General features: G+C 40.4%; 23 protein-coding genes and 1 riboswitch. Of the genes, 6 read left to right on the top strand and 17 right to left on the bottom strand.

Annotated elements, in window-relative coordinates:
* From BSG1_RS20360 to BSG1_RS11450, 5 genes are all read right to left on the bottom strand, one after another.
* Positions 1–167 (bottom strand): heavy metal-binding domain-containing protein (locus BSG1_RS20360; RefSeq protein WP_006837195.1); only part of this gene is annotated, 167 nt, incomplete at its 3' end.
* Between the two features lie 11 nt (positions 168–178).
* Positions 179–379: a hypothetical protein gene (locus BSG1_RS11465; RefSeq protein ID WP_006837194.1), complete on the bottom strand. Its 201-nt coding sequence runs from the start codon at positions 377–379 to the stop codon at positions 179–181.
* Complete coding sequence (locus BSG1_RS11460; RefSeq protein WP_006837193.1) at positions 376–708, bottom strand: DUF5345 family protein; 333 nt, start codon at positions 706–708, stop codon at positions 376–378. The genes BSG1_RS11465 and BSG1_RS11460 overlap by 4 nt, the downstream gene beginning before the upstream one ends.
* Positions 677–1,225, bottom strand: a complete 549-nt coding sequence (gene sigY, locus BSG1_RS11455) for an RNA polymerase sigma factor SigY (RefSeq protein ID WP_006837192.1) — start codon at positions 1,223–1,225, stop codon at positions 677–679. The genes BSG1_RS11460 and sigY overlap by 32 nt, the downstream gene beginning before the upstream one ends.
* 412 nt (positions 1,226–1,637) lie before the next feature.
* Positions 1,638–2,909 (bottom strand): MFS transporter, encoded by a 1,272-nt coding sequence (locus BSG1_RS11450; protein ID WP_044022781.1) that lies wholly within the window; start codon positions 2,907–2,909, stop codon positions 1,638–1,640.
* Between the two features lie 585 nt (positions 2,910–3,494).
* Between BSG1_RS11450 and BSG1_RS11445 the strand changes: the two genes are divergently transcribed.
* Positions 3,495–4,004: a universal stress protein gene (locus BSG1_RS11445; protein WP_006837190.1), complete on the top strand. Its 510-nt coding sequence runs from the start codon at positions 3,495–3,497 to the stop codon at positions 4,002–4,004.
* An 81-nt stretch (positions 4,005–4,085) separates the two neighbouring features.
* Here the strand turns inward: BSG1_RS11445 and BSG1_RS11440 are convergent, their stop codons facing one another.
* Positions 4,086–4,550 (bottom strand): helix-turn-helix transcriptional regulator, encoded by a 465-nt coding sequence (locus BSG1_RS11440; RefSeq protein WP_006837189.1) that lies wholly within the window; start codon positions 4,548–4,550, stop codon positions 4,086–4,088.
* 366 nt (positions 4,551–4,916) lie between these two features.
* Here BSG1_RS11440 and BSG1_RS11435 point away from each other — a divergent pair, with 366 nt between their 5' ends.
* Positions 4,917–6,029: a histidine kinase N-terminal domain-containing protein gene (locus BSG1_RS11435; RefSeq protein WP_006837187.1), complete on the top strand. Its 1,113-nt coding sequence runs from the start codon at positions 4,917–4,919 to the stop codon at positions 6,027–6,029.
* Between the two features lie 174 nt (positions 6,030–6,203).
* On the opposite strand, the gene BSG1_RS19855 is transcribed toward BSG1_RS11435, so the two are convergent.
* Positions 6,204–6,890, bottom strand: a complete 687-nt coding sequence (locus tag BSG1_RS19855) for a GNAT family N-acetyltransferase (protein ID WP_006837186.1) — start codon at positions 6,888–6,890, stop codon at positions 6,204–6,206.
* Positions 6,891–7,034: 144 nt separating this feature from the next.
* Here BSG1_RS19855 and BSG1_RS11425 point away from each other — a divergent pair, with 144 nt between their 5' ends.
* The gene (locus BSG1_RS11425) at positions 7,035–7,466 is read left to right on the top strand and encodes a hypothetical protein (RefSeq protein ID WP_044022780.1); all 432 of its coding nucleotides are present in this window, start codon (positions 7,035–7,037) and stop codon (positions 7,464–7,466) included.
* 230 nt (positions 7,467–7,696) lie between these two features.
* On the opposite strand, the gene splB is transcribed toward BSG1_RS11425, so the two are convergent.
* The 7 genes from splB to BSG1_RS11390 all read right to left on the bottom strand — a co-directional run bounded on the left by splB (position 7,697) and on the right by BSG1_RS11390 (position 12,832).
* On the bottom strand, positions 7,697–8,725 hold the full coding sequence (gene splB / locus BSG1_RS11420; RefSeq protein WP_006837184.1) for a spore photoproduct lyase: 1,029 nt from the start codon (positions 8,723–8,725) through the stop codon (positions 7,697–7,699).
* 12 nt (positions 8,726–8,737) lie between these two features.
* Positions 8,738–8,983 (bottom strand): transcriptional regulator SplA domain-containing protein, encoded by a 246-nt coding sequence (locus tag BSG1_RS11415; RefSeq protein ID WP_006837183.1) that lies wholly within the window; start codon positions 8,981–8,983, stop codon positions 8,738–8,740.
* 242 nt (positions 8,984–9,225) lie between these two features.
* Positions 9,226–10,032: a TatD family hydrolase gene (locus BSG1_RS11410; RefSeq protein WP_006837182.1), complete on the bottom strand. Its 807-nt coding sequence runs from the start codon at positions 10,030–10,032 to the stop codon at positions 9,226–9,228.
* Positions 10,025–10,762, bottom strand: coding sequence for an ABC transporter ATP-binding protein (locus BSG1_RS11405; protein WP_044022779.1), 738 nt, complete (start codon positions 10,760–10,762; stop codon positions 10,025–10,027). The genes BSG1_RS11410 and BSG1_RS11405 overlap by 8 nt, the downstream gene beginning before the upstream one ends.
* On the bottom strand, positions 10,740–11,525 hold the full coding sequence (locus BSG1_RS11400; RefSeq protein ID WP_044022783.1) for an ABC transporter permease: 786 nt from the start codon (positions 11,523–11,525) through the stop codon (positions 10,740–10,742). The genes BSG1_RS11405 and BSG1_RS11400 overlap by 23 nt, the downstream gene beginning before the upstream one ends.
* Entirely contained in the window at positions 11,522–11,812 is a 291-nt protein-coding gene (locus BSG1_RS11395) for a thiamine-binding protein (RefSeq protein ID WP_006837179.1), read from the bottom strand. Before BSG1_RS11395 ends, BSG1_RS11400 begins: the two co-directional genes overlap by 4 nt.
* Positions 11,813–11,827: 15 nt before the next feature.
* Positions 11,828–12,832, bottom strand: a complete 1,005-nt coding sequence (locus BSG1_RS11390) for an ABC transporter substrate-binding protein (protein WP_006837178.1) — start codon at positions 12,830–12,832, stop codon at positions 11,828–11,830.
* A 138-nt stretch (positions 12,833–12,970) separates the two neighbouring features.
* A riboswitch (TPP riboswitch) is annotated at positions 12,971–13,082 on the bottom strand.
* A 209-nt stretch (positions 13,083–13,291) separates the two neighbouring features.
* On the opposite strand from BSG1_RS11390, the gene BSG1_RS11385 reads away from it, so the two are divergent.
* Positions 13,292–14,194: an aldo/keto reductase gene (locus tag BSG1_RS11385; RefSeq protein WP_006837177.1), complete on the top strand. Its 903-nt coding sequence runs from the start codon at positions 13,292–13,294 to the stop codon at positions 14,192–14,194.
* Between the two features lie 76 nt (positions 14,195–14,270).
* On the opposite strand, the gene BSG1_RS11380 is transcribed toward BSG1_RS11385, so the two are convergent.
* Together BSG1_RS11380 and BSG1_RS11375 are read right to left on the bottom strand one after the other, a co-directional pair.
* A complete protein-coding gene (locus tag BSG1_RS11380; RefSeq protein WP_006837176.1) occupies positions 14,271–14,468 on the bottom strand; it encodes a Fur-regulated basic protein FbpA in 198 nt (65 codons plus the stop codon).
* A 62-nt stretch (positions 14,469–14,530) separates the two neighbouring features.
* Entirely contained in the window at positions 14,531–15,769 is a 1,239-nt protein-coding gene (locus tag BSG1_RS11375) for an ATP-binding protein (protein WP_006837175.1), read from the bottom strand.
* A 512-nt stretch (positions 15,770–16,281) separates the two neighbouring features.
* On the opposite strand from BSG1_RS11375, the gene BSG1_RS20855 reads away from it, so the two are divergent.
* Positions 16,282–16,431: a hypothetical protein gene (locus tag BSG1_RS20855; protein ID WP_006837174.1), complete on the top strand. Its 150-nt coding sequence runs from the start codon at positions 16,282–16,284 to the stop codon at positions 16,429–16,431.
* Positions 16,432–16,469: 38 nt separating this feature from the next.
* Here the strand turns inward: BSG1_RS20855 and BSG1_RS11370 are convergent, their stop codons facing one another.
* Positions 16,470–16,808 carry a hypothetical protein gene (locus BSG1_RS11370; RefSeq protein WP_044022778.1) on the bottom strand — a complete coding sequence of 113 codons (339 nt, stop codon included), beginning with the start codon at positions 16,806–16,808 and terminating at the stop codon, positions 16,470–16,472.
* Between the two features lie 182 nt (positions 16,809–16,990).
* Between BSG1_RS11370 and BSG1_RS11365 the strand changes: the two genes are divergently transcribed.
* Complete coding sequence (locus tag BSG1_RS11365; protein WP_006837172.1) at positions 16,991–18,349, top strand: TrkH family potassium uptake protein; 1,359 nt, start codon at positions 16,991–16,993, stop codon at positions 18,347–18,349.
* The last annotated feature ends 7 nt before the right edge of the window (positions 18,350–18,356 follow it).

Raw genomic sequence — 18,356 nt, 5'->3', positions numbered from 1 at the left:
TGCTCCATCAACTCACTGTATTCACTGATTTCTCCACCCACAATCGTTTTCAAACCGGCAATAATGTCTTTTCCAATATGTTTTGCCTGAACCGTACTGCCGCGAACAAATCCCTTTAACTCCGTAATTTCTTTCCCTGGTACTGTCTCTGTTGTAACAATAATCATTTTATTTCCTCCTAAATAGTTTTATTTTTCTTGAAAATTTTTCTGGCAAAGATCAAATAAAAAATAATTGGGAACGGGCATTGAATTAATCCCCATACACCCCAAAACCAATGCTTATGACCTCTTTTTCTCGCATCCGTAAATAAGAAGAGACTCTGCACAAGCAGCAGCGGAGCAACAAGGAGAAGTGTCAAAAGTTCTTCTTGTGTCATGTTCTCATCACCTGCTTCAAGTAGGAAAGCCCGCCGTATCCAACGGCAGCGATAAAAGCAGCAACTTGAATAACTGCAAATAGGACAATGCTTTCGTTAAGCGCGAGAAGGATAAGACTGATAATCAGTATTGCTATTACTATAAAGATGGCCAGCTCTTTTCGATGTTGTTGTTTTACTTGCATTTGCTGGTTTAATGTAAATTGTTCAAACCACTGATCAGAAGGAGTTCCATCTTCTATGTTTTCATCTATCGCTTTAAAGCTATCATCCAAAAGATCACGAAGGTCGTCCCAATCATTTTGTTGTTCCGGTTTTTCTTGTTTCATCGACTTTTAACTCCTTTCGCAAGCTTTTTATCCCATGGTGGATGCGTGACTTTACCGTTCCTTCAGGCAGTTTCACCATGTCTGCAATCTCTTCATAGGAAAAACCATAATAATGCTTCAGGACGATCGGCAGCCTGACCTCTTCCGAAAGCTTAGACAAAGCTTCCAATAAATCATTCCATTCTTCTTTGTTTGATTGCATCTCCCACTTCATCTTGCGAAGATTGATTTCTTCCTGCTGCCAGTCCCTTTCCCGTTTTCGTTTTCTCTGCAAATCAATAAACCGGTTGGTCGCAATCGTCATGAGCCAGGATGAAAACTTTGATTTCCCGTTGTATAGGTGAATCTTTTCCACACACTTTGCCATCGTATCCTGTGCGAGTTCTTCTGCCAGGTCCCGATTCATCGTCACCTTGACAAGGTATTTTACAAGGAAAGGGTAATTCTCTTTAAAAAGAACCGCAAAAGCTTTGTGATCACCTTTTTTTGCTTTTTTTATCAACTCTTTTTCTACCATCCCTCTAATTCCTCACTTTTTGTCAGCATTAGGCTGATTCATCTATTAGACGGCTTGCTCTGGATTTCGTTCATTTTTATTAAAACTCTTTTCTAAAACTTTGTTATTTAATATGTATTTCAAAAAATATAGCAATAATTCACAGTAAATACCCTGGTAAGTATTCAAAGAAAATCTGGCCCTGGGGATTTTCCCGAAAGCAACAATCTATACGAAAACAGCCTTTCGTAAATTCCCCCCTTATCTCTCTCCCTATTTTACCGTATGCGGGTTTAGAGTATGAAAAATAAAAGGGCCTCTCCAGGAGAAGCCCTCAGACTGTTGATCATCATATTTTCTGCGTTGCTCATTACCGCTCCACCTTGATAAGCAAACACAATCAATAAGGATCCCTGTGCAGGGAGCCCTAAGGTTACGAGGAGGCGACAGCTGGCTGAAGCCCCTCTGTCTCTTTCATAAACTTTGGCAAAATGAATGTATAGAAAACCCCGATCATCATCAAACATCCGCCAACAATCCAATAAAGCATTTCGATGCTCAGTACTGCAGGGAAACTGAACGCGATAAACCCTAATGTAATCGATTGAGAGAGCATCATGAGCGGGCTGATCCAGCCTTGGACACGGCCCATCATTTTTGGTTCGATAATGCTTGGCATCCATCCGCCGATCGCAATGTTTACAAGTGGAAGTCCCAGTGCGGCAAAGAAAATCACCCCCAGAAACATCCAGGTTGTCGTCGCAAATGAAGCTAAGATGATGAAACTTCCAGATATCATCAATCCTGATACTATCAAGTGATGGAATTTTAATTTCTGCGTCAGCATGGACGCAATGACACTTCCTATCAGAACCCCCGCCCCGAATGCAACCCCGAGCAAGATGGAATATTCCTCATAGGTTTGCGGCGCCAGCTTATATTTTAAAATGAAGATCGGCATAACTGAAAATCCACCGTTCACTATGCCAAAAACAAAGAATCCGCCAATCAGACTTAATAGAAGTTTGTGTTGAAAAATATAGACCATTCCCAATTTAAAATCCTTCATGATAAAAGAGAAACTGAGATCCTTCAACTTGTGAGGGCCGTTGGGTAACCTTGCTTCAACAGGGACCTGGCATTTCTTAATTAGAATGGCGCTGATGATAAAGCTCAGCGCATCAACGATGACCGCTCCATAAATTCCGGACAGCCAGTAAATCAGGATCGCAATGCCGTTCCCAAACAGCATGAACAGGCTCATCACCATCTGATTCAATCCTGCTGCAGTCGAGTAGTCATCCTTCGTCAGAACACCTTGCAAGATCCCTTGCTCTGCAGGGAAAAAGAATTTCTGAACCGCACTTCGCAAAAAAAGAACAAAAAAGATGAAAGGCATCCAGCCTATGAAGATGGCTCCCAAAAGAACTATTGATAAAAAGGCGCTGATGGTGTCACAATAATACGCTATCTTTTTCCGGTCCATTCGGTCTGCCAGCACTCCGACAAGGAAGAAAACGGCTAATGTCGGGACTGAATACATCATTTCGGTTATGGATGCATAAACCGGCTGCTCTGAGAAGCGGTCCAGCAGGTAAAACATGAAAGCTGTTAGTCCGATGACACTCCCCATATGGGAAGTGAGATTTGCGAAAAATAATTTTGTGAACGTAGGATTCTGAAATATTTCCTTGAATTTTTTCATTTGATTTTCTCCCATCCAATTAATCTATTTTTATTGTAAGAAAATAGCGGGAGTTTGTTCAGAGACTCCTGATGGTTTTTCTCTCCGTCTGAAGTCTGATTGGCTTTAAGATCAGCCAGGAAGAATACACTATTCTGGGCACCCTAAAAGACTTCAGCCTCATGCTGTATGAATTCTATGGATTCGCTTCATCAATCCTCTATTGCATGAAAGTTTCACCCCTTTAAAGCGCTAAGAGGGACTGTCCCTCTTAGCGCTTTAAAGGGGCAAAGAGTATCTGTTTACAGGGATTTACAATGTTTAAGAAAATTACGTGCGGGGTACTACTCTATTACACACCAGTTACCAATCAAAATCTTATTAGCAATCAATATTCCATTAATCCAAAGCAGAGGTGAGTTTTCATGATTCGTACAATATTAATGATCATCGGAGCTATCGTCGTTATCGGAGCGATTCTTGCACTAATTTAATCTTCAACAAGGAATGATGGAGCAGCATTGCAGATTACCATCGTTCCTTTTTTAAATTTAGTTTCTTAATCAACACAAGGACCTATCCAAATAAAATCAGAGGTGAAAGCAGATGTTTAAGAATATTTTGCTTGCTTATGACAATAGTGATGGAAGCAGAAAGGCATTAGAAAAAGCCGTGGAACTGCTGGCACATAACAAGGAGGCTAACCTGACAGTCGTTCATGTTACGGATGGCAGCGAATACAAAGAGGAACAGGGCAGTGAGCAATTCACTCGTTCACTGGATGTAGTCAATACCGGCTTGGGTTCCCTGGAAGCACAAAACCTTCCCCACAGCTATGACAATAAGATTGAGGACAGACACCCAATCAGGAAGAATAAAAATGGTGATCAGTTCAAGACTGTCAGGGAAGACCTCGAATCAAGAGGTATTCACGCCAACTATGAACTGCTTACAGGGTCGGAAGCGGACAGCATTTGCAATTATGCAAATGAGAATAACGTTGACATCATCGTTGCAGGGAACAGCAATAAAAAGGGAATTAAGAAATGGTTCCTCGGAAGCGTAAGTGAAAAAATTTCTCATAACTGTTCCAGCAGCATACTGATTGTAAAATAAAAATGCATAAAGAGGCTGTCTCATCAAGATCCGGCATCACCGCGTAACGGTATCCTGCCCTTGACTGAGACAGCCTCTTTACTACTGTAAATCCTGCTGGGACAACAATTCATTCATGCGCTGCTTTGCTTGATTCTCATCAAATGTACTATAAATGCGATAATAATCTTCATCGAGAATCCGAAAATGATGGGTGATGATATTCTGCTGCAAAATGAACCCATCATCTTTATTGACTTCCTTCCACCAGATCTTTCCGCCCAGCGTTTTCTCTTTACGGTAATCAACATCTTCTCTGGCTACGACCTCCAAGACTTCAAGAGGTTCACCGCCGAAGGAGTTCATCAGTGTTTCACTATGGCGGAAAAGGGCACATACTGCAACCACAGTTGTCCACCCTGCCTCCATCCGCCCTTTTTCGATTTGTACCAGTGTCTTTTTTGAGACTCCAATGACGGAAGCCATTTTATCCTGTGTATATCCAGCTTCAGTGCGGACCATCTTCAACTTTTCGGAAACGAGCAGAATCAATTCCTCTTTTGTCATAACACACCTTCCCGTCATATTAATTCATAGTGTAATTTTACACGAACTTCATCTTTTTGCCAATTTACTTTTATCAAATAATAATTCTTCATAATGGGCATTTTTAAATTGACTTTCATAAATATTGATCTTCATTCATTAATAACCGTTATCCCTTTCTCGTAATCTGGTTAATTAATCCTTGCTTTTTAAGATATAACAACTAATTTCCGATAAAATTTGAGTGTTTTTTCCAATTACCCCTATAAAAAGTCCTTATTTAAAGATATATTAAGGGGGAGAGGTTTTTTATTTACAAACTATTATCTTGAGATAAGCTGTCAGACCCATTCATTTTAAAATTTATTAGTTACTTGAGGTGAAACAATGTCTCCTGTTAAACAAGAAGTGATTAATTTTTTTCTTTCCCATAAAGAAGTGATTTTACAAGGCTGGTCGGATCAGCTTACGCCCTCTAATACAAATTTCTCCAAAGAACAAATTGTAGCTAATGGAAGACAAGTATATGAACAATTCATTGAATGCTGTCATATCCCAAAAGCTGAATGGGATCCGTATATCCAAGCTGAAGCATATAAATTTGCAAAACAGCGATTTGAAGCTGATACAAATATAGGAGAATTTGTGTATAACTTGAATCTTGGCCGTTCTGAAGCCCTCAAATATCTTGATGGCTTGAGCACTGATTGGACTGAACTTCAGCGAATTGTCAATAAAATCAATTATTTTTTCGATAAATATACATACTATACCGTCTCACACTATACGCATATGAAAGATCAAATCATCAAAGAAAAAGAGGAATATATTGATTCCCATCACGAAGACAGGCTTTCCCTTCTTGGAAAAATGACCTCTAGCTTTGTTCACGAATTTAGGAATCCTTTGACATCCATCAATGGTTTCATTCAGCTTTTAAAAGCTGAGAACCCTGGTCTGTCTTATTTGGATATCATCTCTAATGAACTGGATCAGCTAAACTTCAGGATTTCACAGTTTTTGCTGTTGTCCAAGAAATCTACTGTAACCATGGAGAAAACAGCCTTCTCTTTGAATGAGTTGATTGAAGATGCACTTGCTTTCCTTTACCCCAGGATTCTTGAGGTCAATGTTTCTATCAAAAAACAACTCGAAAAAGATTTTGAAGTGTTAGGATGGAAAGAAGAGTTCAGGCAGGTCATTATTAATATTATTTTCAATGCCATAGACGTGCTGAGCATAAGCTCCAATAAGCCAATAATCTGGATTGAGTCAGAACTAAAGGATGACCTCTTCACCCTTTGCATCTGCAATAACGGAGAAAAAATACCTGATGACATCTTATCCAGTATCTTTGAACCTTTTGTTACTTCCAAACAGGAGGGGACAGGGCTCGGCCTCTTTATCTGCAAAGAAATTGTCGAGAAACATAATGGAGAGTTAACGTGTCAATCAAACGATGAGTACACTTCATTTGTAATTACATTACCTGCAAAATAATAGGACTATCTTTTTTGCATTTTAATATGTAGTTCAAAAAATAGCCTTACTTACCAGGTAATGTCCTGGTAAGTAAGAAAAGAGAAACTCACCGGTTCACAGAGAAAGAACCTTGTAACAAGGGAAAATCCAACATTTGTGATTTTTCATTTATAAAGATAGCCCTACTTTCTTCTATACAATTCTGGAGTAGATTTCTAGAGACTGAATCTTTTGGCAGCCATTTTTCACGAATACCTTTTTCATTGGCTGGTTATCTCGATCGGTAACCCCGATATAGGAATCTGCCTTAAGTTCAATTCTTAACGACGCTATTGCAAACTTATGGACCGTTGACGACAATCCTTTCCCCCTGAATTCAGGGGTGATGCCAAAGAAAAAGAGCCTGCCTTCCGATTCAGTAAATGGTTCAATATGAGGAATGCAGATGCCTGCATCTTCCCCATTTTTCCTCACCAGGTAAACTCGGAATTTTTCCGGCTCCACCTCAGCATTAAGCGCGTCCAGCTGCCTGATTGCTTCATCATGATTATCCAGAATCAACCTCAGACACCTCAAACTCTCTTCCATTGGCGGGTCCGCAATGAACTTAAGAGAGTTGACAGGAAAGGCTGTTGTTTCCCTGAGATCTTTAAAGTAAACCTCCCTTTCCTTCACCTTCCTTAACTCTAAATCTTCCAAAACACCTGGATAGGAAAACTCAGGATTTTCAGAAGGGACAACGACAGTCACTTTCTTATTTGCAGGGATACTTTTAAATGACTCTTTCAAATTCTCAATATCTATATTTTGAATTGCCTCATCCATTGCATTCCATTCAAAAGTACAATACCCTTTCCCCTCTAATAATTTCCAACCCACATCTATCACCGCCAGCTTTTTTATATACCACCAGCATAAATCATAGGGAAAGATGTTCCAATTATTTTCTGGCTTTTTTAGAGTATTTATAGTAATAGCGGGTATTAAGTAATAACTCAACTTAATAAGAAGGGACTTCTTAGAATGACACAAAACGAAATATACTTTTTGTCTCCAAATCACCAGCGCAGTCTTATGGCAGAGGGTTGGGCACAAAAAACAGATATTTCTGGCTGGAAGTTCAACAGTGGAGGATGGGCCGACGCCAGGACAAATGAATTCAGTGTCGAAGCCATGAAAGAACTATGCATTGATATTTCCGAGAAAAAAAAGAAAAGAGCAGACCCTCAACAACTGGACGAAGCTTCAGTTATTATCGCCATACATGACTTTGATGAAGATCATGAATTTGAGATTCCCCATGATTGCTTAGACAAAGTCGTTCATTGGAATCTGCCCAATCCTGAAAAAAGAGCAAAAACACCGATTGAAGAATGGGTCATTTATCAGGAAGTTTGTGATTCGCTCGCCATTAAGGTAAAGAGCCTGAAAGATGTATTGAATACGTTCGCATAAATAGCCACCTTGTCGAAGAGATGACCAGGTGGCTTTCTTTTATTTTTAAATTTTTACGGGCCCCTCAGCTACACATGTGCAAGAGGATATACACATTCGCCTCCAATCAACTCGACATAAAGAGGGAAGCCTGCATTTTCTAGAAAAAGGTCTTTTACGAAAACAGCAAGAATTGGGTTGAATTACATAGAACAGTCGCGAATTTTTTCACCGAGGATTTTCAAAAATTTTCACGTAAAATACTCTAGTTTCGCATTCGGGAAGAATTTCTCCATGTACCCATATAAATGATCCTTTATATCCTGTTCTTCATCTTTTTGATAGATATACTTCCCAATTCCATATTTACCCCATTTATATCTTCTTTGATTTTCATCCAGCTCCAGCTTTGTCATTGGATAATTCTTTTCGATGACACGTTTGGCAGGTTTCGTAAAACGGTGTTGGATAAATTCAAAGGTCAAATCTTTTTTGGCGTAATCAGGCAGTTCTGCATCCAGGCGCTCAAACATGTGGTGATAGCCTTCTTCCCATCCCTCATGTAGATAAATCGGCGCAACAATAAAGCCGAGCGGATAGCCGGCTCTTGCTACCTTACCTGCCGCTTCAATCCTTTTAGCGAGCGGAGAAGTCCCCGGCTCAAAGTTTTTAATGACATAATCGGCATTGACACTGAAGCGGAACCGCGTTTTCCCATTATGCTTGGCATCCAGCAGATGGTCGACATGGTGAAACTTGGTCACAAATCTCAGCTTTCCATACTCAGATTCGCCGAAATGTTCAATAGCTCTTTTCAACGAATGAGTCAGATGGTCGATTCCAACAATATCCGATGTACATGCTGCTTCAAACCTTGTAAATTCAGGTGCTCTTTCTTTCATATAATTATCAGCAGCATCCAGGATTTCATCTACGTTCACATAGGTCCTTATGTACGGCTTGCTGCCCATGGTCGTTTGAAGATAACAATAATGGCAGTGTCCCATACAGCCTGTTGCAAAGGGGATTGCATATTCCGCGGAAGGTTTGGATGTATCAAACTTCAGTGTTTTCCGTACCCCAACCACTAAAGTCGATTTAGCGACACGGTATTTTTGGAAGTGATTGTCCCCAGGGAGATTCCGGACCTGATTATGTGAAGTCGTTTCCCTGATTTCAATATCCATCTTTTCGAATTTCTCTTTCAACTGTTTACCAAGCGGATATTCAAGTGCACCGGGTTCAATGTAGACTAATTGAGGCATAAATGGTTTAATCATATTTTCACCCGCCTATACTTCGCCAAAATAGCTCATGTATGCCTGTTCAGCCTGGTCGGCCGTCTGGTACACAGCTATTTCATCATTCAGAGGATAATAGGTTTCATATAGAAACAAGGCGAGCTGCGAAGGGTCCTCCGGATTGTGAACAACTGCAGCTTCCTGTACATTTGCCACACTCTGTGTATGGGGGTTCCGGTAAATCACGTAGACCACATCCCCCGCCTGATAAGGAGTCAATTCATTATTCAGCTCCATGTCTAACACCCTTTCCTATAACAATATGTACTCATCTTTCCTAAAAACAAGGAATATTATAGGTGGGATTTTCTGGTTTTCTCTGGAGATTTTTCAATCCTTGTTCGCTTAGTAAAACATACTGGTGACTTCCCTGCAGAAACCTATTCAGCGGCCGCACACTAGACACTTCCAAATAATAAGCCCAGCACAAAGATTTCCTAATCCTAAACAATAAAAAAGCCATCCCTAAAAAGGAAAGGCTAAATGGAATAAAGCTCTCTAGTGTTATTAAGTATTACCTTATAAACATCCCTAACAGATTCATTTTTAATTTCGGCCAGTTTGTTCACTGTTTCATGAATCATTTCTGGATGCGTCATTTTCCCTTTAAACATCCCTTCAAATTTCCAAGGACCATCTGTTTCAACAAGAATGCGTTCCAGAGGATAAGCCTCTGCCATGGTGATAATTTCTTCTTCATATAAAATATCAGGGGTCACCGATATATAATACCCGTTTTCCACCATTCTCTGCAGTGCTTTAGAAGACCCCTTAAACCAGTGAAAGTGTGCCTTTTGTATAGATGAACGTTCCAGCATGGAGATCACCGGATCGGCATCTTCATAAACTGCATGAAGAATCACCGGCTTATCTAACTTCGCCGCCTCGCGGACAAATACTTCAAGGATCTCTAGATATGGAGCGAGGTCCAACTCTGGATGTTTCTGCCGCATATAATGTTTCTGCCGCATATAATAAGGCAGGCCGACTTCCCCCACGGCAGCCATAGTATCTTTATGTTCATTCATGAATGACAGGATATTTTGGATTTCTTCATCAGATGGTACCGGCTGTTCAGGGTGATATCCAAAAGCCGGTTTGATCCTAGCATCCATTCGGGATAACCGAAGATTCTCATAACAGGACTTCAAATGAAAAGACACCGAAATCATTGCCTTGACTATATCCTTCCTGCAGTCAGCCAAAATCTTCTTCTGTTCAGAAGGATGATACATATCCAGGTGGATATGTGAATCAATGATTGGTCCTTTCACCGCCTCATTCATGGACTATCAGCTCTTGATAAATCGTTTTTTTACATTGAAGAAATTCCTCGCTGAGCACCAGATCCTCTTTCCTCGGTCTTGAAAATGGGACAGTAAATTCTTTTTTTATCGACGCTGGTCTCTGAGACAGGACAATCAGTCTGTCTGAAAGAAATAGAGCTTCTTCTATATTGTGCGTCACAAAGATGATGCTTTTCTTATTTTCTTCCCATATGGATAGAAGCCATTTTTGCATGTCCAGCCGAGTGAATTCATCCAATGCTGAGAATGGTTCGTCAAGGCATATGATCGGCTGTGGACTGAGCAATGCGCGGATAAAGGCGACCCTTTGTTTCATTCCGCCGGATAATTCATGAGGATATGACTTTTCATATCCTTTCAACCCGGCTCTTTCAATCATTTTCCGGGCGCCTTCCCTATCCTTTTTTCCTGACAATTCCTGCCCCAGGAGGACATTGTCTTCAACGGTTCTCCACGGTAAAAGGGAAGGGGCTTGCGGCATATAGCTTATATAGCCTCTGCGCCCATTGATATTTTCACCATCTATCTGAATAGTTCCCTTTTCTGGAGAATACAGGCCTCCAATAAGATGAAATAATGTACTTTTCCCACTTCCCGATGGGCCCAATATCGATAAGAATTCCCCATCACCTACAGAAAGGGAGAGATCATCAAGTATGAGCTGGCCATCGAAGGACTTATCCAAATTATCGATTCTCAACTTTTCCACGCTTCTCTTCTCCTTTCGGCTGCCATTTTATCAGCCACTTTTCCAAACCGATGATAATCGCAAAGAACACCAGGCTTAGAAGCATGATGGCAAAAATAGCCACAAACACCCGATCCGTCCTGAATGAGGAAGAAGCTAGAGTCATGAACACCCCAATCCCCTGTTTCGCTCCCAGCCATTCAGAAATGACAGCCCCCATCACACTATAGGTCGCTGAAATTTTCACTCCTGAAAAAATGGACGGAAGGGCATGCGGCCATTCAAGCTTCCGGAAAATCTGCATCTTGCTTGCGCCTGCCATTTGCATATAATGCTTCAACTCATTGCCCGTCTGTCTAAATCCATCCAATGCAGCGACTGCGACAGGGAAAAAGCAGACGAGCGTGATGACAATCATCTTAGGCAGCAGACCGAAACCAAACCAGACGACCAATAAGGGTGCCAGGACAATGATGGGGATATTCTGGGACAGGATTAAAAGCGGATATACTGATTCTCTTAAAATTGGAACCAGATGAAGTCCGACCGCTACAACTAATCCGATTCCGCAGCCAATCAGGAACCCCAGGAGTGTCAAGTAAACTGTTGAAGTTAAATGTCCCTGGAAAGTCGGCCATACAGCGAATGATTCACTTACTATACGTGAAGGCGAAGGGAGCAGCCATGCAGGAATATCCGCAACCTTTGCACTGATCTCCCAGATAATGAACAAGAGGATGATGACCACGGTAGGCCGCCATCCTCGTTGAAGGAATCTATTCATCGATATTTCTCCGTTAATTGTCCCATGGAAATCCCGCTTGGCTGATAAAGAATTTTCACTTGGGAGATAACATTCCTGCTTCCCATTTCTATCATTTTCTCATTCATTTTTTCGATCACTCTCATTAAATCCGTCAAGTTCCCCTCCATGGTTGTTTCTAGCGGATGAACTTCGTATTTAACCCCGGAGTCCTCAATGACTGCTATTGCTGCATCCACATACGGAATGACATCTTCACCATTTCGGGTTTTGGGTAAAATTTGTATACTGACTAAACTGTTTTCCATATCAAGGACCACCTCTTATTCTGGAAGAAATTCATTGGTAAACGCTTTTTCTGCATCTAACTCCGATTCCAGAAGTTCATTTTCAAACATCCATTCGGCATAGTTTTCCCAGACCTCAAGCTTTTGCTCTCCCCATCTCGGAGCATCATCTGTATACTTGGATGCCAGCCACTCCTGGCTTCTTTTCACAAGATCCTCATCCAGGTCCGGTGCAGCATCGATCAGGACCTGGGCTGCTTCTTCGGGGTTATCGATGGCAAAGTTATATCCTTTTGAGGCCGCTGCAAGGAAAGCCTCAACTGTCTCGGGATCATCAGAAATCATTTCTTCATTCGTCGTCAAAACCGGAGTATAATAATCCAGTTTTTCCGAGTAGTCTGTTAGATAAATCATATTGATATCTTCATTTCTAAGCTCTGCTTCAATACCTGTCCAACCGTAATATATCCAGGCAAAGTCAATATCACGTTGTACAGCCGTAAAGAAATCACTGTCGCCCATATTGACGAAATCAACTTTCGACACATCCGCATTTTCCTGTTTCATGATCGAAGCCATGACCGCTTCTTCAACCGGGGAACCCCAGCCGCCGTATGTCTTGCCTTCGAAATCCTTAGGCGTTTCAATATTTTTGCCTGCCGGTGATGCAAAACCGGAAGTATTATGCTGGATGACAGCTGCTATAGATACAAGCGGTACATCCTGCACCCTTGCCTGTGTTACCCCTTCCTGATAGCCGACACCGAATTCAGCTTGACCTGAAGCAACAATGGAATCTGCCCCCGCTTCACCAGGCATAATGATTTCAACCTCAAGGCCTTCTTCTTCAAAATAACCTTTTTCCTTGGCTACATACAGTCCCGTATGATTCGTATTTGGAGTCCAATCCAAAACAACGGAAACTTCTTTCAGTGTAGTCGCTTCATCTCCTGCACCGTTTTCTCCCTGACCGGCATTGTTATTCTGCCCGCACCCGGTGATCAAAACAGCAGAGAATAAGGCTAGTAGTGTTTTTTTCATTATAGGTTCCTCCTGTGTGTAAAAAAGTTTGCGAGTGATATAGAACCCCTTCAGTTACTTTATTCGAAGTCTGTCCGTCCATTTCACAATAAAAAAAGCGTCCCGGAACGATCCCGGGACGCATATTGAAAACAGATTTACCGTTTAGAATATGTTCCCTACGCTGGTCTCAGCCAGATCAGGTTCCAAGGGTCAGTATCTGATAAGGATACAATCTCAACCAGCTTCACTGGTCCCCCCACTATTCTCGCATATTTAATTCATTCCATTCTCTACTTTGACATAAACATCCCTATTTTTCAAGAAATTTCGCCTGTCCGCTTTAACGCTCTAAAGCACTAAGAGGGACAGTCCCTCTTAGTGCTTTAGAGCGTTAAAGTTTTATAAGCCCTCATATTTTGAAGAACAGTCAAGACGAGATATAATTTAAATGGAAGCGAAAACAAGAGGAGGATACAGATGGAAAGAATTCAGCTTGCAAACGACCTTACATTTTCAAGGCTCATCCACGGACTTTGGCGCCTGTCCGATTGGGACCAAACGAAAGAAGAAACACTAAAATTGATTGAAGAAGTAATGGAGACCGGCATTACAACCTTTGATCACGCCGACATTTACGGAAGTTACACATGTGAAAGCTTATTCGGCGATGCCTTGGCATTGAAACCCTCATTAAGAGAAAAAATGGAGATTGTAACGAAATGCGGCATTGTGCTTCCCTCCAAGAACCGCCCGGAACACAAAACGCACCATTATAATACAAGTAAAGGACATATAGTTAAATCAACGGAAAACTCTTTATCGAGCTTGAAAACAGACTACATAGATGTACTGCTCATCCACCGCCCCGATCCATTTATGGACCCTGAGCAAACGGCAGATGCATTCAATCAGCTTCACAAAGAAGGAAAAGTGCGCTACTTCGGTGTGTCCAACTTCAAGGATCACCAGTTCAGCATGCTGCAGTCCTATCTTGATTTCCCGCTTATCACCAACCAAATTGAAATATCACCATACAACTTGGAGAACTTTGAAGACGGCACTATGAATCATGCGCTTCAAAACAGGATCCCTCCTATGGCTTGGTCTCCACTGGCAGGAGGAAAAATTTTCTCGAGTGATGACGACAAAGCGGTTCGACTGCGCGCTACGTTGGAAAAAATCCGTGAAGAGGTGAATGCGAAAGGCATCGATCAAGTTGCCTACGCATGGCTGCTTAACCATCCGTCCCGCATAATGCCGATCATCGGGTCAGGGAACATTGACAGAATTCAAACAGCTGTTGACTCTCTTGATATCAAATTAGACCATGATCAATGGTTTGAAATCTTGCAAAGTTCCATGGGACATGATGTTCCTTAATAAATTGACTATAAAAAAGAATCCCGCTTTCCGCAGGATTCTTCTTTAGTTTATAGACTTATTAAATTTTGTGAATTCAGACGTACCCTCTCTCATTCAGGTCATTTCCAAGAATATTATTTAATGACTTTTCGACATAATGAGCCAGATACTCTTTTTGAAGTTCGCTTTTACTCAATTCATACAGCTGCTTATCGGAAATTTTATAAATTCCTATCCTAAGTAGTTGTTTAATATAAAAGTCTTCAGTTGTATTTATGTTTCTCTGTTGCACGGTTTATCCCTCCGTGAAGAGTATACCCGCTTTTCTGCTTTTCTAACCTATGACTAAAGTCATTATGATATTAATTGTTTGATTGGGAGAGTGATGGAAACCGTTGTTCCCTGTCCTTCCACACTATCATAACGTATTGTTCCACTATGTTCTTCGATGATCTTAAAACTTACCATTAATCCCAGGCCGGTTCCATCTGACTTAGTCGTATGAAAGGGGGTCCCGAGTTGTTCAAGGTTTTCTTTCGATATCCCTTCGCCTTCATCTCTAATGGACAGGAGAACCGTGTCCTCCTCACCCATTTCCGCTTTGACGGTGACCTCACCACCTGCAGGCATGGCCTCCATGGCATTTTTAATTAAATTTATCAAAACTTGTTTCAGATGTTTTTCATCACAATCAATCTTTGGAAGACCTGACTTTATCTCTCCAGTTAGTTGGATGTTCTGATTATTGGCATCACTTTCCATTAATTTCACCACATATTCAATGATGTCCTTTGGATCATGGCTTTTAAGGTTTAGTCCTTTGGGTTTCCCAATCACCAACAAATCGTCAAGCAAAGATGAAATTCTTTCAATTTCATTCGTCATGATCGTGTAGTATTCACTATCCTCAGGATGCTTCTCATGCTGCAGTTGTGTAAACCCCTTCAGGGATGCCAACGGATTCCTTACCTCATGGCTAATCGACGTGGCGAACCTGCCGATTACCGCTAGTTTTTCTTTTTCGCGGAGCTGGTCGTTCAACCTCAATCGGGTTTCAAGATTCGAGTGAAATCTGCTTAGGAATAAATAAGACACTATCGAGATAACCACAAATACGACAATGGGGATACTCACTTGAACAGCAGACAGTATAATGCCTAATATGGCATATTTAAGAATCATACCTATTGAAGTGAACCAGAAGAACCTTTTATTTATAAAGATAGGGGAAAACAGTATAAATATTATTTCGACAATGTGACCAGATTGGAATACTGTATCACTGCCCAGATAAATCATCAGATTACTGACAATATCAACTACAATAAACGCCAATAAATAAAGATATTTAACAAAATAAACCCTTCCCTTATTAGCTAGATAAATAGACACAGGAAGAAGTAATATCAAGGTTATATGGTACCAAAAACCCAGACCCCCGTCAGGCAGGCCCATTTCTTTATTTTCATAATACGTAAAAATGTAGTAATAGAATACATCATAAGCTATGAGAAAAAAATAAAATAAAGATAGAAATAATTTAAGCGTTCTTATTTCTTCTCTATCTAAACGAATATTATTAAGTTGATTCAATTTTCGTTACTCCTTCTAAAAACTCTCTTAGCCTAAAAGACTTTATACTTAATAATATACGAAATATAGATATTTTGTAAAACTTTGTAGAATTTTGTAGAATTGTCATAATTCAGCATTGTTAACTCTATTAATATCTACTAATCTTTGTATTGGCTTAAGTGGTAATTTCTAAATAAATCTATAATAAAGGGCTGATAGATTGTTGCTATCGGCAACAAAAGGCCGGACTTTCCCCTCGGGTACAAGGGCTTATCTAACTGAACAGGGTGATTAGCTCTTTTCTTTCTTGTTAAATAGGGTGATTTCTGTAAATGGTGAACCTATCTCTTGAACTTCATGATAAATAGCATCAAAGTTTTAAAAAGAGCCATAATAAAAGCGGTCTAAAGTACTGTAGTGAGATCGTGATCAGTTATTAAAAACTATAATTTACTGAATATTTGAATAATTTATTTTAGATTGGTAATATAATAAGTAAGCGTTTACAAATGTGGATGAGGTGATATTGAATGTTAGTCAATGAAACCGACTTGCGAAAAAAGGCATTTGATGAATTGTTCGGCAAGCCTCAGGAAGCTGCAGAAGGATCATGGATAACAAATTACTCACTCGTACTCGCCGCCATTATATTTGTACTGTTTGAAAAAGGGATATTTTAATTGGACATAAGAAAAAGGCCCGTATCGCGGGGCCTTTTTTATTTCTCTGCGAGCTTCTGCCCAATGTCGCTGTTTCGTTTCATCAGAAAGTCTATAGCGAGCCAGAAGAAAACAGAAATCAACGCATAAATCCCGATTGAGTTGTAAATATCTTCGGTTTTCCAATCAAGTTTCGGGACGAATAATCCAAGAATACCGGTAAATATATAATATCCCCCAATCAGATGGAAGAACAGTTTTTCAGTTGTTAAATTTCTTTTCTCCATGTATCCCTTGCCCGCTTTTCCTAAGAATATTGCAATTCCCCTTATGATAAAATACACGGAAAAAGCAATAATAATAGCAACTATTGTCGTATTGTTAAAAACATTTGCCATTTTTGATGCTCCTTTCAAACATGAACCAGTCTTTCATCTTTAAAATTGTACCATAAGATTTCGGTTTTTGAGTAGGAATTACTTACCATTTGCTATATTTCAGAATGCATTTTTTAGATGTTACCTCCCTGCACCATGTGGTATAGTGTTAAAGAACCATTACCCTAAAGGAGATCTCTTTTATGTCCAGTTTCAAAAAAAGACTCGATCACTTATCTCCTGCCCAACTTATCGTTGTTTTCTATTTTGTGGCAGTTGGTATATCCATACTTTTACTAAGCCTTCCGATTACCGCTAAACCGGGAGTAGACCTGAGTTTCCTCGACATTATGTTTACAGCCGTCAGTGCAATTAGTGTTACAGGACTAACGGTCATACAGATAGTCGACTCCTTCAGTACAGCCGGAATCTTCATTTTGATTTTCATCCTGCAAATTGGCGGTATCGGGATCATGACTCTCGGCACGTTTCTGTGGTTAATTTTAGGTAAGAAAATCGGGCTGAAGGAACGCCGCCTGATAATGACTGACCAAAACCAATCCAACTTAGCCGGTCTGGTCAAACTCATGAAGCAGATTCTGTATATCATCCTCTTAATAGAATTGATGGGGGCTCTTATATTAGGTACATACTTTTTAAAATACTATCCAAATTGGCAGGATGCTTATTTGCATGGAATTTTTGCCAGCGTAAGTGCCACAACCAATGGCGGGTTCGATATTACAGGACAATCACTCATTCCATATGCAGATGATTATTTCGTTCAATGTGTGAACATCATCCTGATTACTTTGGGTGCCATTGGATTTCCTGTATTAATTGAACTGAAAGATTTCTTGTTGAAAAAGAATGATCAACGGGTGAGGTTTCATTTTTCACTGTATACGAAGTTAACCACTGTAACCTTTTTTGGTTTAATGATTGTCGGGACAATCCTTATTCTTGTAATTGAATATAACCGTTTTTTTGATGGTCTTTCATGGCACAAATCATTTTTCTATGCTTTTTTCCAATCCACTACTACAAGGAGTGGCGGTTTGTCTACCATGGACGTCAGCCAGTTTTCGGAACCTACCCTCATTATCATTTGCATGTTGATGTTTATAGGAGCATCTCCGAGTTCAGTCGGCGGTGGAATACGGACTACAACCTTTGCTATCAACGTACTTTTTCTTATTAACTTTGCAAGGGGCAGATCCTCAATAAAGGTTTTCCGCAGAGAGCTGGATCAGACAGATGTCACCAAATCCCTTGCGGTCACCTTGTTAGCAAGTTTCATGTGTGCAGGATCGGTTATCTTCCTTTCTATTACCGAATCATCATTCTCAATGATAGAAATTCTTTTTGAAGTCTGTTCGGCCTTCGGTACCGTCGGGTTGTCAATGGGTATCACCCCTGATTTAAGTGTTGTCGGGAAAATACTCATCATGTGTCTGATGTTCATTGGGAGGATTGGTCTCTTAACATTCCTTATCATCTTAGGGATCAAGCAAAAAGAAACTCTTTATAACTATCCAAAAGAAAGAGTTATTATAGGATAATAAAAAG

The organism is Bacillus sp. SG-1, assembly GCF_000181495.1.
Classification (GTDB): Bacteria; Bacillota; Bacilli; order Bacillales; family Bacillaceae_B; genus Rossellomorea.
Note: the sequence above shows the minus strand (reverse complement) of the source record. Positions and strands in the feature narration are given on the sequence as shown.

Bases quoted from the DNA above. Each gene is read 5' to 3' on its own strand.
- sigY (WP_006837192.1), bottom strand. From the start codon at position 1,225: ATGGTAGAAAAAGAGTTGATAAAAAAAGCAAAAAAAGGTGATCACAAA.
- BSG1_RS11435 (WP_006837187.1), top strand. From the start codon at position 4,917: ATGTCTCCTGTTAAACAAGAAGTGATTAATTTTTTTCTTTCCCATAAA.
- BSG1_RS11445 (WP_006837190.1), top strand. From the start codon at position 3,495: ATGTTTAAGAATATTTTGCTTGCTTATGACAATAGTGATGGAAGCAGA.
- BSG1_RS11425 (WP_044022780.1), top strand. From the start codon at position 7,035: ATGACACAAAACGAAATATACTTTTTGTCTCCAAATCACCAGCGCAGT.
- BSG1_RS11440 (WP_006837189.1), bottom strand. From the start codon at position 4,550: ATGACAAAAGAGGAATTGATTCTGCTCGTTTCCGAAAAGTTGAAGATG.
- BSG1_RS11465 (WP_006837194.1), bottom strand. From the start codon at position 379: ATGACACAAGAAGAACTTTTGACACTTCTCCTTGTTGCTCCGCTGCTG.
- splB (WP_006837184.1), bottom strand. From the start codon at position 8,725: ATGATTAAACCATTTATGCCTCAATTAGTCTACATTGAACCCGGTGCA.
- BSG1_RS11385 (WP_006837177.1), top strand. From the start codon at position 13,292: ATGGAAAGAATTCAGCTTGCAAACGACCTTACATTTTCAAGGCTCATC.
- BSG1_RS11365 (WP_006837172.1), top strand. From the start codon at position 16,991: ATGTCCAGTTTCAAAAAAAGACTCGATCACTTATCTCCTGCCCAACTT.
- BSG1_RS11460 (WP_006837193.1), bottom strand. From the start codon at position 708: ATGAAACAAGAAAAACCGGAACAACAAAATGATTGGGACGACCTTCGT.
- BSG1_RS11410 (WP_006837182.1), bottom strand. From the start codon at position 10,032: ATGAATGAGGCGGTGAAAGGACCAATCATTGATTCACATATCCACCTG.
- BSG1_RS20855 (WP_006837174.1), top strand. From the start codon at position 16,282: ATGTTAGTCAATGAAACCGACTTGCGAAAAAAGGCATTTGATGAATTG.
- BSG1_RS11390 (WP_006837178.1), bottom strand. From the start codon at position 12,832: ATGAAAAAAACACTACTAGCCTTATTCTCTGCTGTTTTGATCACCGGG.
- BSG1_RS11370 (WP_044022778.1), bottom strand. From the start codon at position 16,808: ATGGCAAATGTTTTTAACAATACGACAATAGTTGCTATTATTATTGCT.
- BSG1_RS11415 (WP_006837183.1), bottom strand. From the start codon at position 8,983: ATGGAGCTGAATAATGAATTGACTCCTTATCAGGCGGGGGATGTGGTC.
- BSG1_RS11400 (WP_044022783.1), bottom strand. From the start codon at position 11,525: ATGAATAGATTCCTTCAACGAGGATGGCGGCCTACCGTGGTCATCATC.
- BSG1_RS11450 (WP_044022781.1), bottom strand. From the start codon at position 2,909: ATGAAAAAATTCAAGGAAATATTTCAGAATCCTACGTTCACAAAATTA.
- BSG1_RS11395 (WP_006837179.1), bottom strand. From the start codon at position 11,812: ATGGAAAACAGTTTAGTCAGTATACAAATTTTACCCAAAACCCGAAAT.